Origin of the sequence: Spirosoma endophyticum (genome assembly GCF_900112365.1) — a bacterium.
Lineage (GTDB): Bacteria > Bacteroidota > Bacteroidia > Cytophagales > Spirosomataceae > Spirosoma > Spirosoma endophyticum.
The window spans coordinates 292,696-307,553 of sequence record NZ_FOLQ01000004.1; the positions used below are offsets into that span (position 1 = coordinate 292,696).

General features: G+C 48.5%; 15 protein-coding genes. 10 read left to right on the plus strand and 5 right to left on the minus strand.

The annotated features are described in order from the left end of the window. The first annotated feature begins 49 nt into the window (after positions 1–49). From BM202_RS13155 to BM202_RS13180, 6 genes are all read left to right on the plus strand, one after another. Positions 50–1,537: a xylulokinase gene (locus BM202_RS13155; protein WP_093826720.1), complete on the plus strand. Its 1,488-nt coding sequence runs from the start codon at positions 50–52 to the stop codon at positions 1,535–1,537. Positions 1,538–1,687: 150 nt separating this feature from the next. Next, positions 1,688–1,948 (plus strand): MerR family DNA-binding protein, encoded by a 261-nt coding sequence (locus BM202_RS13160; RefSeq protein WP_177236577.1) that lies wholly within the window; start codon positions 1,688–1,690, stop codon positions 1,946–1,948. A gap of 117 nt (positions 1,949–2,065) precedes the next feature. Further along, positions 2,066–2,824, plus strand: coding sequence for a hypothetical protein (locus BM202_RS13165; protein ID WP_093826724.1), 759 nt, complete (start codon positions 2,066–2,068; stop codon positions 2,822–2,824). Between the two features lie 32 nt (positions 2,825–2,856). Next, entirely contained in the window at positions 2,857–3,324 is a 468-nt protein-coding gene (locus BM202_RS13170) for a hypothetical protein (protein WP_093826726.1), read from the plus strand. 76 nt (positions 3,325–3,400) lie between these two features. Next, positions 3,401–4,741, plus strand: coding sequence for a xylose isomerase (xylA, locus tag BM202_RS13175; RefSeq protein ID WP_093826728.1), 1,341 nt, complete (start codon positions 3,401–3,403; stop codon positions 4,739–4,741). 67 nt (positions 4,742–4,808) lie between these two features. After that, positions 4,809–5,270: a nuclear transport factor 2 family protein gene (locus tag BM202_RS13180; protein ID WP_093826730.1), complete on the plus strand. Its 462-nt coding sequence runs from the start codon at positions 4,809–4,811 to the stop codon at positions 5,268–5,270. 9 nt (positions 5,271–5,279) lie between these two features. On the opposite strand, the gene BM202_RS13185 is transcribed toward BM202_RS13180, so the two are convergent. Further along, a complete protein-coding gene (locus BM202_RS13185; protein WP_093826732.1) occupies positions 5,280–6,101 on the minus strand; it encodes an enoyl-CoA hydratase-related protein in 822 nt (273 codons plus the stop codon). 111 nt (positions 6,102–6,212) lie between these two features. Between BM202_RS13185 and BM202_RS13190 the strand changes: the two genes are divergently transcribed. Then, positions 6,213–7,334: a T9SS type A sorting domain-containing protein gene (locus BM202_RS13190; RefSeq protein ID WP_093826734.1), complete on the plus strand. Its 1,122-nt coding sequence runs from the start codon at positions 6,213–6,215 to the stop codon at positions 7,332–7,334. Between the two features lies 1 nt (position 7,335). Here BM202_RS13190 and BM202_RS13195 read toward each other — a convergent pair whose 3' ends face one another. Next, positions 7,336–8,313, minus strand: coding sequence for a radical SAM protein (locus tag BM202_RS13195; RefSeq protein ID WP_093826736.1), 978 nt, complete (start codon positions 8,311–8,313; stop codon positions 7,336–7,338). Positions 8,314–8,387: 74 nt separating this feature from the next. Then, entirely contained in the window at positions 8,388–9,230 is an 843-nt protein-coding gene (gene accD / locus BM202_RS13200) for an acetyl-CoA carboxylase, carboxyltransferase subunit beta (RefSeq protein WP_093826738.1), read from the minus strand. A gap of 194 nt (positions 9,231–9,424) precedes the next feature. On the opposite strand from accD, the gene BM202_RS13205 reads away from it, so the two are divergent. Beyond that, a complete protein-coding gene (locus tag BM202_RS13205; RefSeq protein ID WP_093826740.1) occupies positions 9,425–9,877 on the plus strand; it encodes a hypothetical protein in 453 nt (150 codons plus the stop codon). Positions 9,878–9,961: 84 nt separating this feature from the next. Here the strand turns inward: BM202_RS13205 and BM202_RS13210 are convergent, their stop codons facing one another. After that, positions 9,962–11,689: a S41 family peptidase gene (locus BM202_RS13210; RefSeq protein ID WP_093826742.1), complete on the minus strand. Its 1,728-nt coding sequence runs from the start codon at positions 11,687–11,689 to the stop codon at positions 9,962–9,964. Between the two features lie 161 nt (positions 11,690–11,850). Here BM202_RS13210 and BM202_RS13215 point away from each other — a divergent pair, with 161 nt between their 5' ends. Further along, on the plus strand, positions 11,851–12,150 hold the full coding sequence (locus BM202_RS13215) for a Dabb family protein (RefSeq protein ID WP_093826744.1): 300 nt from the start codon (positions 11,851–11,853) through the stop codon (positions 12,148–12,150). A gap of 84 nt (positions 12,151–12,234) precedes the next feature. On the opposite strand, the gene BM202_RS13220 is transcribed toward BM202_RS13215, so the two are convergent. Continuing rightward, positions 12,235–12,648, minus strand: coding sequence for an Ohr family peroxiredoxin (locus tag BM202_RS13220; RefSeq protein ID WP_093827260.1), 414 nt, complete (start codon positions 12,646–12,648; stop codon positions 12,235–12,237). 290 nt (positions 12,649–12,938) lie between these two features. On the opposite strand from BM202_RS13220, the gene BM202_RS13225 reads away from it, so the two are divergent. Continuing rightward, on the plus strand, positions 12,939–14,720 hold the full coding sequence (locus BM202_RS13225; protein WP_093826746.1) for a tetratricopeptide repeat protein: 1,782 nt from the start codon (positions 12,939–12,941) through the stop codon (positions 14,718–14,720). Positions 14,721–14,858 lie beyond the last annotated feature (138 nt).

Sequence of the window (14,858 nt, forward strand, 5' to 3'; positions counted from 1 at the left end):
CGCTATCGCGTTGTACTTTCGCAACAGATTTCTTAACTCCGGTAACCGCATGTATTTTCTTGGATTCGACCTCGGCAGTTCGTCAGTCAAAGCCTGTTTAGTTGATGCCGACAGTGGCAAAGCCGTTGCTTCTGCCTTTTTTCCACAACCCGAAATGGTGATTGAATCCCCACAGCCGGGTTTCGCCGAACAACAACCCGAAAACTGGTGGAAAAACGCCTGCCTGGCCAGTAAGGCCGTCATGCAGGAGACCAATATACAGCCTGAAGAGGTGAAAGCCATTGGTATTTCCTACCAGATGCACGGTCTGGTTGTGGTTGATAAGGCGTTTAACGTACTGCGCCCATCCATTATCTGGTGCGACAGCCGGGCCGTGCCTTATGGCAATCGAGCCTTCGACAAGCTTGGCCATGATCGTACGCTTCATCATTTGCTCAATTCACCGGGTAATTTCACGGCGGCAAAACTCGCCTGGGTCAAGGAAAACGAGCCAGCGGTCTATGCGCAGGTGGATAAATTCATGCTGCCCGGCGATTACCTGGCCGCCCGTATGACTGGCGATATCGTAACGACGGCATCGGGATTATCGGAGGGTGCGTTCTGGGATTTTCAGGCAAATGAACCCGCTCAGTTTCTGCTCGATTATTTTGGATTTGATACATCATTAATCCCTTCCATTAAGCCAACGTTTGCTCCACAAGGCGAATTGATGGCTTCGGCAGCGGCTGAGTTAGGACTCGCAGCGGGAACGCCTGTAACGTATCGTGCGGGTGATCAACCCAACAACGCCCTGTCGCTGAACGTACTGGAGCCAGGACAGATTGCGGCTACAGCTGGAACGTCGGGCGTGGTGTATGGTGTAAGTGATCAGGCGAGTTATGATCCGAAGTCACGGGTTAATACGTTCCTACACGTAAGTCATACCGCCGAGGCACCACGTTATGGGGTACTGCTCTGCGTCAATGGCACGGGCATTCTGAATAGCTGGCTACGGAATCAGATGTTGCAGCGCTCCATCAGTTACGCTGATATGAACGTACTGGCGCACGAAGCGCCCATTGGGGCCGATGGCCTGCTTTGTTTACCGTTCGGAAATGGTGCCGAACGAATGCTCGAAAACGCCGATTTGGGAGCCTCGTTTCATGGCCTGAATCTAACACGTCACGGCTTGCCACACATGATCCGGGCGGCTCAGGAAGGCATCGTTTTTGCGCTTTATTACGGCATTCAGATCATGGAAAGCGTGGGCGTGGGTTTGCAAACCATCCGCGCGGGCGAAGCCAATATGTTCCTTAGCCCGCTCTTCCGCGACACAATGGCCAACCTGACCGGAGCTACCATTGAACTCTACAATACCGATGGCGCGCAGGGAGCTGCTCGCGGGGCGGGGCTGGGGCTGGGTTACTACAAAAATGCACAGGAAGCTTTCGCTGGCCTACACGTAACGAAAACCATCGAGCCCGATATGCGGGCGCAGGAAGCGTATCGCGATGCCTACGGGCGTTGGCTGGAAGTCCTGGAAACGGAGGTTAAATAAAGAGTTGAGTAAATCTGGCGCGGGCGAATGCCCGCGCCAGATTTACTCAACTCTTTGGTTTCTAGTGACTTCCCCATCTTTAGAGAAACTGGCCTGTCTTCTGGCTGGAATGTAAGTTGAAACAACAACCAGACTTACATTACCGCAATTTTGTCCCGCTTACAAGCCATCAGGGAGTTAAAAAATATTGGTTATACGCTGACTGAAATAAAGCAGATCACTGATTCCTGCGAGCTTGGTGAGTTGGATTGGGTAGCCGGAAAGAAACAGATTTCCGAGAAAGTGCAGGTGACAGACCAGCAAATCAGCCTGTTGCTACGTGTCAAAGACCAATTGATGGAAGCAGTCGCCAATGGCCCGTATGATTGCAAGATCACTATCATCCTCCAGGGAATAATAGCAGCAGAGTAATTCCCAGGGCCTCATCATTTATGTCTCACTAGTCTGGCAAAAGACTTATTTGTACAATTTAAAATTTATTTAATACAACTACCTCAACCCTAATGTACATTTACTCTAAAAAACGATATGAAAACGCTGGCGCTGTTTATCATAAGTGTAGCCACACTGGTGGCCTGCTCACCTAACGCCCAACTCGTTACGCTACGTGGTAGCAACGTCAAACCGGTTTCCGATGAAGGGCTGGTACTAGACAACGATACGTTGACAATTCGCTATAACTTCGCCAGCGAACGGGGACAGATGCACCTTACCCTAATTAATAAACTCAATCAGCCTCTATACGTTGACTGGAAACGATCTTCGTTTATTATTGGCCAGGATAAGGTCGATTACTGGCAGGACGTAGCCGATGTTAACCTGACGGGTTCTTCCTACAGCAATCGTTACGGCCGCTATTCAATTGGGAATTTAAGTGGCGTCATCTCAAAAGAGAATCAGGTGGGTTTTATTCCTCCTCAGACTAAACTCGAAAAGCGGCAATTTGTAGTCCTGCCTGATGGTACAGTACACCTAAAAGGCACGTTCAAAACGGAGGAAGAGAAAGCCAATTGGGTAAACAGTAAAAAGCCAGTTAAGGTCAGTGTATACAGCTACGAAGACGCCGATCAATCGCCCTTAACGTTTCGAAATTATCTGACCCTTTCGACAGATAAAGATTTCAAGACTGAGTTCCATATTGATACAAAGTTTTGGGCGTCAGATGTGAAAGTGTTGCCCCGTGATCAGCTATTGACCCGACAAACTACCGGTGGTGAATATCAATATTCAGAACCCATACCCTTCAAAAAAGCAGATAGTTTTTACGTAGTGCTACCCGTACAATAGTTACCAGCAAGCGGCCTTTTCAAACCATACGCATGAACGCCATTTTCGCTAAACTCAATTACAAATCCCAACCCGAAATCGCTTTCATCAATGCGCCAGCCGAGTTCTTGTCTGTCGTTAATGACATGCGACCCTTGGCAACAATCGTGACCGACGTAGCGGAAATCCAGAGAGGTACATTTGCGATGGCCTTCCTGAAAACTCAGCAGGAAGTTGACGCACTCAGCCCGGTTCTAGCCGACAAGCTAACCGGCGATGGAATCCTGTGGCTGGCCTATCCTAAAGGAAGTTCGAAGAAGCACAAATGCGATTTCAACCGGGATAATGGCTGGACTGTTCTGAGTGAACTTGGCTTTGAACCGGTCAGGATGGTAGCTATTGACGAAGAATGGAGCGCCCTACGTTTCCGGCGGGTCGACTTCATCAAAAAAATGACCCGTCAGAGTAGCCGGACCATGACTGAGCAAGGAAAAACCAGGACAACCCGAGAAGCTACCTAAAGACATTGCCGGGTAAATAGGAAAAACTACCTTTGGCTTTCTTTTTCAATCTAGCAATACCTTAATTCCTTACTTCATGTCTGACGTTAAACTAACACTCGGCGACAAAACGTATTTTCCGTCTATTGAAAAGCCAATTTCGTACGAAGGCCGCGAATCCGACAACCCGCTGGCATTTAAATTTTACGATGCGAATCGACCTATTCTGGGTACGCCCATGAAAGATCTGTTCCGGTTCGCAACCGCCTACTGGCATACATTCTGCGGAACTGGCGCTGATCCCTTCGGACCCGGCGTCAAGCATTTTCCGTGGGATGCCAATCCCGACCGGCTGGCAGCGGCTCATGATAAAATGGACGCAGCCTTCGAATTCATCACGAAAATCGGCATGGAATACTACTGCTTCCACGACGTGGACGTAGCACCCGAAGGAAACTCCAATGCTGAGTTCGAGAAAAACTTCCGTGCCATTGTCGACTACGCCAAACAGAAACAAGCGGCCAGCGGAGTGAAATTATTGTGGGGAACGGCAAACCTGTTTTCGCACGAACGCTATATGAACGGGGCATCAACCAACCCCGATTTTCACGTATTGGCGCACGGTGGCTGGCAGGTTAAAAACGCCATTGATGCCACCATCGAATTGGGCGGGCGCGGCTATACCTTCTGGGGAGGTCGTGAGGGCTATATGTCGCTGCTAAATACAAACATGAAGCGCGAACAGGAGCATTTGGGCAAGTTCCTGCAGATCAGTCGTGATTATGCGCGCAAGCAAGGTTTCAAAGGGGCGTTCTATATCGAGCCAAAACCTATGGAGCCGACCAAGCACCAGTACGATTTCGATGCAGCTACGGTCGTTGGCTTCCTGAATCGTTTCGGTTTACAGGACGATTTTGAACTGAACATCGAAACCAACCACGCTACGTTAGCGAATCACACATTCGCCCATGAATTGCAGATTGCGGCCGATAACAACATGCTCGGTAGCCTTGACGCCAACCGTGGTGACTACCAGAACGGTTGGGACACCGACCAGTTTCCGGTGGATGTGTATGAACTAACAGAAGCCATGCTGGTAATTCTGGAAGCGGGTGGTATTAAATCGGGTGGTGTTAATTTCGACGCCAAAACGCGCCGGAACTCAACCGATCTGGAAGACATCTTCATTGCCCACATCGGTGGTATGGATACGTTCGCGCGAGCCGCCATTGCCGCCGAAGCGATTCTTGACAAATCGCAATACAAAAAACTACGCGCCGAACGCTACGCCAGTTACGATTCGGGCGAGGGTGCCCGGTTCGAAAAAGGCGAACTAACGCTCGAAGACCTGCGCCAGTACGCCATGACGAATGGCGAGCCCAAGCAATTGAGCGGTAACCAGGAATTGTATGAAATGATTGTTAATCAGTATATTTAGGCGGGGAGGCCTTACTGGTGTTGACGCCTGTAAGGCCTTTTTCACAACGTACCATCAACCGTATCGTATGAAAACTCTTTTACTGATTCTCGCCTGTCTTCCGGCTTTCGCCCAAACATCCAGCAACGACGAAGCCGCCGTGAAAGCCACCGTAAATAAGCTTTTTGAAGGGATGCAGAAAGCCGATTCGACTATACTGAGACCGCTATTTACACCCACGGCCCGTCTCCAGACAGTCGTTAACAAGCAAGGCGAAGTAGCTGTAAATGATGATGGAATCGGGAAATTTATCAGTTCTATCGGTAAAGCAAAAGCCGGAACGCTGGATGAACGGCTGGCAAGCATGGAGGTGAAGATTGATGGCGAGCTGGCAACCGCCTGGACACCGTATGTTTTTTATCGTCAGGACCAGAAAAGCCATTGTGGTGTTAATGCCTTTACGCTCGTAAAGATGAGTGGCAGTTGGAAAATTCAAACGATTATTGATACCCGACGGAAAGATAATTGCCCGGATTTGCCGAAGCAATAAATCGTCTATCTACCCCCGCCCTGTCCAGTTCGGCTTTCGTTTCTCCAGAAAAGCAACCATTCCTTCTTTCGCGTCAGGCGTTTGTTGAAGCCGTACAAATTGTTCGTATAAAAAGGCCTGCTGTTCATTGGATGGCAGGTTTTTTAGTTGTTGGTAAACCCGTAACCCAACCTGAATGGCCGTGGGCGAGAATTGCTTTAGCTCATCAGCTAATTGCCCCACAGCAACGTCCAACTCACTTGTTGACACTACGTTCGTCACTAAACCAATGCTCAGCGCATCCGAAGCCGTGAGTGTTTTGGCACGAAGACACAGGTCAAGCGCTGTTCGGGCAGGCATAATATCCAACAGGATAGCCAGCACCTGAAACGGAAACAGGCCCCGTTTTACTTCTGGCAACGTAAACGTAGCGAATTCAGCAGCAATCACGTAGGTACTCCCCCCTACCAGCAAAAAGCCGCCTGCGTAAACTGGGCCCTGCACACGAGCAATACATGGTTTGTGTAAACTGGCCATTAACTCGCCCAAACGAACTGGTCCGGATGGTTCAGGAATTGAGGCAACCTCAGCGTCAGACTCAGTTAAGCTTTTCAAATCCATCCCCGCGCAGAACGTATCGCCTGAAGCGGCCAGCACAACGACCCAGACATCGGCCGTATAATGCGCATACGCCATAACAAACGCCAGTTCGTTTAGCATCGTCGGATTGAGCGCATTCTTTTTTTCGGGGCGGTTTAGCGTGATCGTCAATACGTGATCATCGAGCGATGTAAGCACGTAGCGAAACCCTTCCACGGGCAATTGAGTGGCTTGTTCAGCAGTATAGAGCATGGTGGGAAGTTAAGAAAATACCGCTTAAAAAATCTTTAATCCAGCGTATATAACTATGTATCCATTCTAAGTTATCTGTATAAATCCGGCTTTTCTTTCCCTTAATCATTCATGAAAACGTTTCTACTCCTGTGCCTGATGCTACTGACTATTCAGGCAGCTCGGGCTTCGCATCTACTTGGCGGGTACATTCAGGCAAAACCCGTTGCAGGCTCAGCGCAAACGTATCAGATTACGGTAGCCCTCTATTTGGATGAAGTTCGTGGACAAGCAGCATCTAGTCAAACTACGTCTCTATCGATCTGTTTTGGCGATGGCACAAGTGGGATCGCCAATCGGCAAAGTCAGGTATTGGTGTTGAGCAAAACGGTTAGTGTAAGTGTGTATCAGATGACACATACGTACTACGGCCCCGGTACGTATGTGTTAACCACGTCTCTTCCCAGCCGATCTTTAACTCAGAATATTACCGATGCAACGAACCAGGTATTCTCGCTTAGTTCAACCATTTCTACAAATACCACCGTACAGAATCAAACGCCAACTCCCGGTTTTCCAGAAGCTGGTTTTCATGTTAATCTGAACCAAAAGGCAACTCTTGCGCTAAAAGCTACGGATGCCGAAGGCGATAGCCTGGTCTATGGGTTAGCTAAGCCGCTCACCAGTACGTACAAAGATTTGTGCATCCGGCAGACCATACCGACTTATAAATTTCCGAACGATGTAGCCCAGCAGGGTACATTTAAACTTAATAATCGGACTGGTGATCTCGTTTGGGATGTTCCTACCAGAGAAGGTCTTTACAGCCTCGCGATCACTGTGGACGAATATCGCAATGGTATCCTTATCAGTCAGACGCTACAGGAAATTCCCTTATTTGTTGAGGACCGGCCCGGTACGCCCGGCCCAATTCCGCCTTACGAACCAGCTATAGAAGGTACTACGGGCGTAATTACCGCCATCAGTACGTATGCAGATGCCGACGTCGCCTTTACGGCCTTTCCCAATCCCGTAAACGATCGCTTGCAGGTGGTTATTCAAACGAGTAATCCAACGACAGCTACTGTACAGTTGATTAACGTAAATGGCCGCAAACTACACGAATCAGCTTTAAAAAAGCTTGCCCGACAGCACGATCACGTTATCGATATGGATGGTCTGGCACCCGGCGTGTATCTGCTACGTGCCAACGTTGGTGAGCGCTCGCTGGTACAGAAGATTGTGAAGCAATGAGTCACAGCAACTGTTTCCAGGTGCCTTTCATCCAGTTATACTTGATGGTGCTGGGTAAAGCCCGCCAGAAATACTTGTTAATATCAACGGCAAATGACGGTTGCATGTAGCAGTTGATCGCGCAGCCTTCGCAGGCGGGCAACCGCCCTTCCAAGGCCACTAACTTTTGGACTTCAGCGGACTGATAGAGTTCGTACAGGTTATTATCGATGGCAAAGTCTTTCAGCCCCAAATGATAGCAGGGCAAAACGAGTTTATTTTCGGGGGAGATTACGATGGTGGTGCTGGCCGCCCGGCAAATGGGGTCTTCGATATGGTTCCCACCATCGCGCCGAAGCTGGATAAAGGCATCGTTGAGGTACACGTTTTTCTGCTTACCCCACCAGGACATCTGCAACAGAGCGTCTTCGGAAAGGCGATCACCCGTGTCAACCGTATTGTATTCAAATACCGGATTCAGGATTAGCACCAAATCATTCGGCAGGCAAATCTCTTCATACATTTGCCTGATCTGGTGAACGTTGTGTTCAAAGACCGTAAACAGAATATCGGGGCGTTCGCCCAGTTGGCGGGCAATGGCAATGGATTCCATCACCTTGTCGAAGCATCGTACTCCCCGCGATTTGTTGTGTTCCTCTTCCACCGGCGAGTCCAGTGAAAAATGAAGCATGTCTACCACCCCCCGTAGTTGTTCAGCTTGTTTAGGATAAAGCAGGGCATTAGTCGTAACGGTCGTAATCAGCCCGAGCTGTTTCGCTTCCTGTAGAAGTTCAGGCAGTTGGCGGTGCAGAAGTGGTTCTCCGCCCGTGAAATCGACAACCCGAACGCCTAGTTTTTTGAGATCCCGCAGATTCTGACGGGCATTTTCGAGCGTAACATAAGGTGATGGCCGCTCCCATATGTCGCAAAAGCTACAGCTCGCATTGCAGCGATATGTAACGTAGTAATTGCACAGAACCGGATGGGAGACTAGGCGCATGGGGCGAGGAGCAGGGCGCAGGGAGCAAAGTACAAGAAATTAAACTTTCCGTGCGCCCCGCCCCATGCCCCGCGCTATAACAACATTCTAAACAGGGTCACTACTTTATCTTTCAGGTCTTTGCGGTCCACGATGAAATCCAGAAAACCGTGATCAAGCACAAATTCGGCACTCTGGAAACCCTTGGGCAAATCTTTACCAATAGTTTCCCGAATAACACGCGGTCCGGCAAAGCCGATCAGCGCTTCGGGTTCGGCAATATTGAAGTCGCCCAGCATGGCGTAAGACGCCGTGACGCCACCCGTTGTTGGATCGGTCAGCAGCGAAACGTATGGTAGTTTAGCTTTATCCAGCAACGCCAGTTTAGCCGATGTTTTGGCCATTTGCATCAGCGAAAAACCGGCTTCCATCATACGCGCTCCACCCGACTTGGAGATCATCAGAAACGGCGTTTTATGCTGAATGGCGTGGTCGATGGCGCGGGCAATCTTCTCCCCTACCACTGACCCCATTGAGCCTCCGATAAAATTAAAATCCATAACAGCCATCGTAACGGTCAGCCCATTCATAGGGCCGTAAGCCGTCCGAACAGCGTCGTTTAAGCCCGTCTTGGCAATGGTCGCCTTTACCCGGTCGGGGTAAGGTTTGGTATCAACAAACCCTAGCGGGTCACCCGACTTCATATTGGCATCGAGTTCCGTAAACTCATTCTCATCAAAAAGGATGGAGAAGTAGGCCTCAGAGCCAATTTTTTCGTGGTAATTACAGTGAACACAGGTATACGCATTGAGCTTGTGCTCGCGCGTATTCATTACTTTTTTGCAGTTCGGACATTGATACCACAACCCATCAGGAGCTTCCCGCTTCATTTCGGTTGGGGTCTGAATACCCTTATCTTTTCGGACGAACCAAGACATTTTCGGTAAATAATTATCAGGAAAGTAGTCGTAAAGGTACAAAGAAAACAAGACCAACGAGCACACGTCACCGGCTTGTGGGGTTGCTCCCCAAGTAACAAATCCATCCTGTTACTACGTTCACTAAAAACCGGACAGTCGTTTTACGGCCCATCCGGTTTTTTTATGCTCGATAAAGTTGTTGATTTGCGACTATGAAACACGTCTTAACTGCTTTGCTTTTGGGCATTACCTTGTCCGCCTTCGGTCAGGCTTCCGTAGCCTATTACCCATTCAACAGCAACAATCTTGTTACGGTCAGTACCAACGCCGATCGTCCGTTCTGGCTCGATGCCCGCCTGCAAACCAATACGTTATTCGGGTCGCTCAGCACGACGATCTGCCCAATGGTGAACGTAGCGCGCCGGAATCAGGTCAATTATTACACCGGCTTGGGTGTTCGCTTTAACGCCCTGAATGGTATTGATGATCGGGATATATTGGAAGGATACTCCCTACACGTTGGTGTTCGGGTAAAACCCCTGTTGTTCATGCCGAATCTTCGGGTCGCCTTCGAAATTGCGCCTTATTCCCGAAAAGATTTTAAGACGGGTAACCTGCAGTCGTTTCTGGGGTTTGTCTATCAGTTCAGTAAAAAAGCGAAATAAAAAGAGGAAGGAGACGAAAGGCGTACAGGGTTTATGTTCCCTTTTCCCTTTTGTCTCCTTCCTCTCTTTGTTCCTTTTTCTCTTTTATTTCTGATTATAGGTCATCGTGCCGTGTTCCAGTTTATTAGCGCGATCGAAGAGCGTCAACGCTTTTTGATACGTATCGTCGGTCTGGCTGATAACCCGAAAGAACTCGTTGTTCTGCCCGGCTTTGTTGCTTTTCTGATACACCGTCCGTGCCACCAACGCCTTTATCTGATTGCGGATATAGTTTTTTGAGCGGTTATACTCCTTCTCGTTAAACTTAATTCCTTCAGACGTAGCATCTTTCACCAACCGGTTCATTTGCTCATCGCTTATCGTAACGGTGCGATTGAATTCATCGAACGGCATTTTCTCAAATTTCTTGAGGTTCTCGTTCGTGTATTCCATGGCAAACTCCCGAATGATGTTCTTGCCGTAAAGCTGAATTAGGTAAGACGTCTGCCAGGTAGAATCTCTGGGAATAAAATAGTCTGGCGTAATACCACCACCCCCATATACGACACGGCCACCGTCGGTTTTGAATTTCAGTTTAGGATCGTTTTTAATGGAATCGGCAATGTAGTATTCACCCCGTTTTGAGCGTAGTTCAAGGTCTTTTTCATAGTCACCTTCCTGACCCGGTACGTATTTTTTCTGGATACTTCGGCCGCTTGGCGTGTAATAACGGGATATAGTCAAGCGCAATTCTGAACCGTCCGTGAGTTGAACAGGCATTTGAACCAGCCCTTTGCCAAACGACCGACGGCCCGCAATCAGCGCCCGGTCGTGGTCCTGCAGCGCACCGGACACAATTTCCGAGGCTGATGCACTTCCTTCATCAACCAGCACAACCAGCGGTCCTTCTTCAAATTGTCCGTCAATGTGAGCGTACGTTTTTCGGTCGTAGCGGCTGTCTTTCCCGTCGGTATAAACCAGCAGTTTATTCCCCGAAATGAATTCGTCGGCAATATTCGTAGCCCGGTCCATGTAACCACCAGGATTGTTGCGCAAATCCATCATCAGTTGCGTCATTCCTTTAGCCTTGAGCGATGCCATCGCCGTTTTAAACTCGTCGTAAGTCGTCTCTGAAAAACGGTTGATCTTAATATACCCCGTTTTGGCATCGATCATATAAGCCGCATCGACCGAGTAGGTAGGAATCCGGTCACGCGTGATCGCAAAGTCTTTCGGCTGCTTATCGCCTTTACGCAGGATAGTGAGTTTTACCTCGGTACCACGTTTGCCACGTAGTGCTTTAAAAACGGCACTGTTTTCGATTTTCTTACCAGCCAGCGATACATCGTCGACTTTAATAATCTTGTCACCACTCTGAATCCCGGCCGCTTCCGACGGGCCACCCGCCAGGGGTGTCACTACGTAAATAGTGTCTTTGTAAATGTTAAACTCAACACCAATGCCGTCGAAACCTCCTTCGAGCTGCGACCGGGCCGCCACGGCATCCTGCGGATTCATGTAGGCCGTGTGCGGATCGAGTTTTTCAAGCATCTTCGTGATCGAATAATCCACTAGATCGTCGGTATTAACCGAATCAACGTAGTTATTTTCAATCAGTTGCAAAATCTCTCTATACTTGGTGTAGCTGCGCCCAATAGTATTCAGGCTCTTAGTACCACCAAAGAACGTAGCGCCAATGAGCATACCACCTGCCAGGGTAATTCCTAGCAGCATGGGCATCCGAACGATGGCTTTATTGTTCCGAATCTTATTCGGTTGGCCGTCGCCGGGTTGACGGTCAGGGTTATTCGTAGTGTTATTTTCCACCTCCATTCGTTCCTCTCTTAACTTGTGTCCGTCTATACTCCCATAACGTTATGAAGATAGTGAAATGTTTTCCCAGAAAGTTTAATGCGTGTTAAAAAAACAGAAAAGCGTGAAAGATTGGTATTTTTACGAGCCCTCGCCTACCAAAGGCACTAACAACCCATATTATGTTCGTTCATACCGTTTTTTTCTGGCTCAAACATCCCGAAAGTCAGGACGACCACAAAGCCTTACGCGCTGGTCTTGACTCCCTAAAAAGCATCACTGACATTTCAGTAGCTTATGTTGGTACGCCCGCCGAAACCCGCCGACCCGTCATTGATCATTCGTATGACTTTTCCCTGACGCTGGTTTTCGCCGACAAAGCGGCTCACGATGCTTATCAGGTCCATCCGGGTCATTTGGCGTTCGTCGATACGTGCGCCCATCTTTGGGAGCGTGTAAAAATCTATGATGCGGTGAGCTAGAAATTAATCACTAGTCGTCAGTGGTTAGTCAATAGCTATCAATGTCGTTACCTATTGACTAATCACTGACGACTAGTGACTGTCTTATACCATCACCTCAATTTTCATATCCATATTTCCCTTCACAGCTTTAGAATACGGACAAACGCTGTGAGCCGTTTCTGCTAATTGCTGTAGCTGGTCGTGATCCATGCCTGGCGCTTTGACAGTAATCTTCCCTGATAAAAACATATTGTTGCCATCTTTATTGAGCGAGATGCTGACCTCTACGGCATGTTGTGGAAGAATTACTTTCCGTCGTTCGGCAACGGCCATGAGTGCGCCATTATAGCATGAGCTATAGGCTGCGGCAAACAGCATTTCGGGGTTGGCAGCTCCGCCTTCGCCATGCATTTCAACGGGCCTTTTGATATCTAATTCTAAAATACCATCGAGCGATTTAACATCGCCTTCGCGCCCACCAACATTACTGACGGTGGCTGTATACAGGGTTTCCATGCGTACTGATTTTGAGTTTTTGAGCATTCAGCCTTACTGCTGTGCTATAGATAAACTCCCTGTTAATTGAAAAGTTATACCCCTCTCCTCCCGTCCTTATATCTATTGTGCATGTTTAGCCTACTTGAGCCATATCGTTTTTTTTACCTCATGCGCCATGCCCTATGCCCTATTACTTACATTCCGCCATTTTGAACTACCTTTGCCTAAGGGGTTTACTTGGCCCAAAGCCGCAATAGAACGAGGCAGACCACGTTTTGGTAAATAAGTTCTTCTATACGCCGACCAGCATGGATACGTTATGTAAATTTTATCTCAACCGGCGCCTGATTGGGTGGATAGGTAGCCTCGGGCTGGTTCTTTGGTTTAGTGTTACACCAGCATCAGCCCAACGTCGGCGGGCAAAATCAGGTGCAGATACGACCTTAGCCAAGGCGGCTTCGACCAGTACGGTTCGTATGGAAGAAGAAACGCAGTTTACAGAAGGCATGCGTTATCTGATGACCGATGAACCAACAAAGGCCATCGCTCAGTTTACCAAGGTCCTGCAAAAAGACCCTAATAATGCCGCTGCTCAGTATTCAACCGCTAATGCCCTGCTAAAAACGGGCAAAACGGCCGAGGCTATTCCGTATGCGACTAAAGCGCATTCGTTGGATAGCCAAAACAAGTTTTATGCGCTGTTACTGGCTGAACTCTACGTCAAACAAAAGCGCTATAGCGAAGCTGAGCAGCTCTACGAAGGACTTGTGAAAAAAGGTCCTGAGAATGCTGAGTATGGTGTCGAGCTAGCCGCTATTTATTTATTCAATGAAAAGCCCGACAAAGCACTCGAAGCGTACAATAAAGTGGAGCGGGAACTGGGTTTGAATGAGGAAATTACCCGGCAGAAACAGCGTATTTATCTAAAGCAGAATAAAATTGATAAGGCCGTTGAAGAAGCCGAGAAATTGGTAGCATCGGAGCCAACCGATCCCGATTATTTACTCGAAGGAGCCGAACTACTCATCGCCAACGACCGGGCCGACCAAGCCATTACGTGGATCGACCGGGCGCTCAAACTAAGCGCTGATCTACCGCAAGCCCATGTTCTGCTGGCCGACATCTACCGCAAGAAAGGCGACATGGCCCGCGTTACGAAAGAACTGAATCAGGTGCTGGCAAACCCGAATCTTGAAGCCGGACTCAAAGCACGGATTTTGTCGAGCTACGTAGACGTAACAGGTAAAAATCCGGGTGCACAACAGGATGCATTGGGAATGGCTCAGAATCTGGCTAAAAGCTCGCCCAACGATCCAAAAACGCAGGTCATGCTCGCCGATTTGCTTATGCAGCAAGGCAAAAAGAAAGAAGCCCGGGACGCCTATGCCAAAGCAGCTCAATTGGATGCCTCGATCTACGAAGTGTGGGGAGCCTTGCTTCAACTGGATGGCGAATTAAATCAGGTCGATAGCTTGCTGGTGCATTCCGAAAAAGCGCTTGAGGTCTTTCCAACGCAAGGTCTGTTCTGGTATTCCAACGGATCAGCCAATTTGTTCAAGCGCAAGTATCAGCAAGCCGTTGATGCGTTGGAAGAAAGCAAAAAGCTATTGGTATCCAGTGCAAATACCGAGTTAAAAAAAGGCATTGACGCCCAGCTAGGTGATGCTTACAATGGACTTGGCGATCACGCGAAATCAGATGAGGCTTATGAAGCCGTTCTGAAAGTTGATCCCTTGAACGACCACGTTCTCAACAATTACAGTTATTTCCTGTCGCTACGTAAAGACAACCTGCCCCGGGCGCTACAACTGGGCCAGAAACTCGTCGAACGAAATCCGACCAATGCTACGTATCTGGATACCTATGCCTGGGTGCTCTATGTATCGAAAGATTATGCCAAAGCAAAACAGTACCTGGAAAAAGCACTCGCTGATACAGCCAACCTTAGCGGTACTATTATAGAGCATTACGGCGATGTTCTGTATCAACTTGGACAGCCAGATAAAGCGATGGAACAGTGGAAACAGGCAAAAATGAAAGGGGGCACCAGCACTGATTTAGACAAGAAAATAGCCACTGGAAAGTTATAAAACGGTTTTAGTCTGTAGATGACAGTTTCTGATTTTCGCTGGTAGGAATCTTTACTTATCCTGGCAGCCAAACTCAAAAACGTACGCCGAAAGCCGAAAACAATTCAAATGATTAAATACCAGCTAGTTACATTATTA

What these genes read in the sequence shown, in the direction of transcription:
- BM202_RS13155 (WP_093826720.1), top strand. Translation starts at nt 50, where the DNA reads ATGTATTTTCTTGGATTCGACCTCGGCAGTTCGTCAGTCAAAGCCTGT.
- BM202_RS13165 (WP_093826724.1), top strand. Translation starts at nt 2,066, where the DNA reads ATGAAAACGCTGGCGCTGTTTATCATAAGTGTAGCCACACTGGTGGCC.
- BM202_RS13170 (WP_093826726.1), top strand. Translation starts at nt 2,857, where the DNA reads ATGAACGCCATTTTCGCTAAACTCAATTACAAATCCCAACCCGAAATC.
- xylA (WP_093826728.1), top strand. Translation starts at nt 3,401, where the DNA reads ATGTCTGACGTTAAACTAACACTCGGCGACAAAACGTATTTTCCGTCT.
- BM202_RS13180 (WP_093826730.1), top strand. Translation starts at nt 4,809, where the DNA reads ATGAAAACTCTTTTACTGATTCTCGCCTGTCTTCCGGCTTTCGCCCAA.
- BM202_RS13185 (WP_093826732.1), bottom strand. Translation starts at nt 6,101, where the DNA reads ATGCTCTATACTGCTGAACAAGCCACTCAATTGCCCGTGGAAGGGTTT.
- BM202_RS13190 (WP_093826734.1), top strand. Translation starts at nt 6,213, where the DNA reads ATGAAAACGTTTCTACTCCTGTGCCTGATGCTACTGACTATTCAGGCA.
- BM202_RS13195 (WP_093826736.1), bottom strand. Translation starts at nt 8,313, where the DNA reads ATGCGCCTAGTCTCCCATCCGGTTCTGTGCAATTACTACGTTACATAT.
- accD (WP_093826738.1), bottom strand. Translation starts at nt 9,230, where the DNA reads ATGTCTTGGTTCGTCCGAAAAGATAAGGGTATTCAGACCCCAACCGAA.
- BM202_RS13205 (WP_093826740.1), top strand. Translation starts at nt 9,425, where the DNA reads ATGAAACACGTCTTAACTGCTTTGCTTTTGGGCATTACCTTGTCCGCC.
- BM202_RS13210 (WP_093826742.1), bottom strand. Translation starts at nt 11,689, where the DNA reads ATGGAGGTGGAAAATAACACTACGAATAACCCTGACCGTCAACCCGGC.
- BM202_RS13215 (WP_093826744.1), top strand. Translation starts at nt 11,851, where the DNA reads ATGTTCGTTCATACCGTTTTTTTCTGGCTCAAACATCCCGAAAGTCAG.
- BM202_RS13220 (WP_093827260.1), bottom strand. Translation starts at nt 12,648, where the DNA reads ATGGAAACCCTGTATACAGCCACCGTCAGTAATGTTGGTGGGCGCGAA.
- BM202_RS13225 (WP_093826746.1), top strand. Translation starts at nt 12,939, where the DNA reads ATGGATACGTTATGTAAATTTTATCTCAACCGGCGCCTGATTGGGTGG.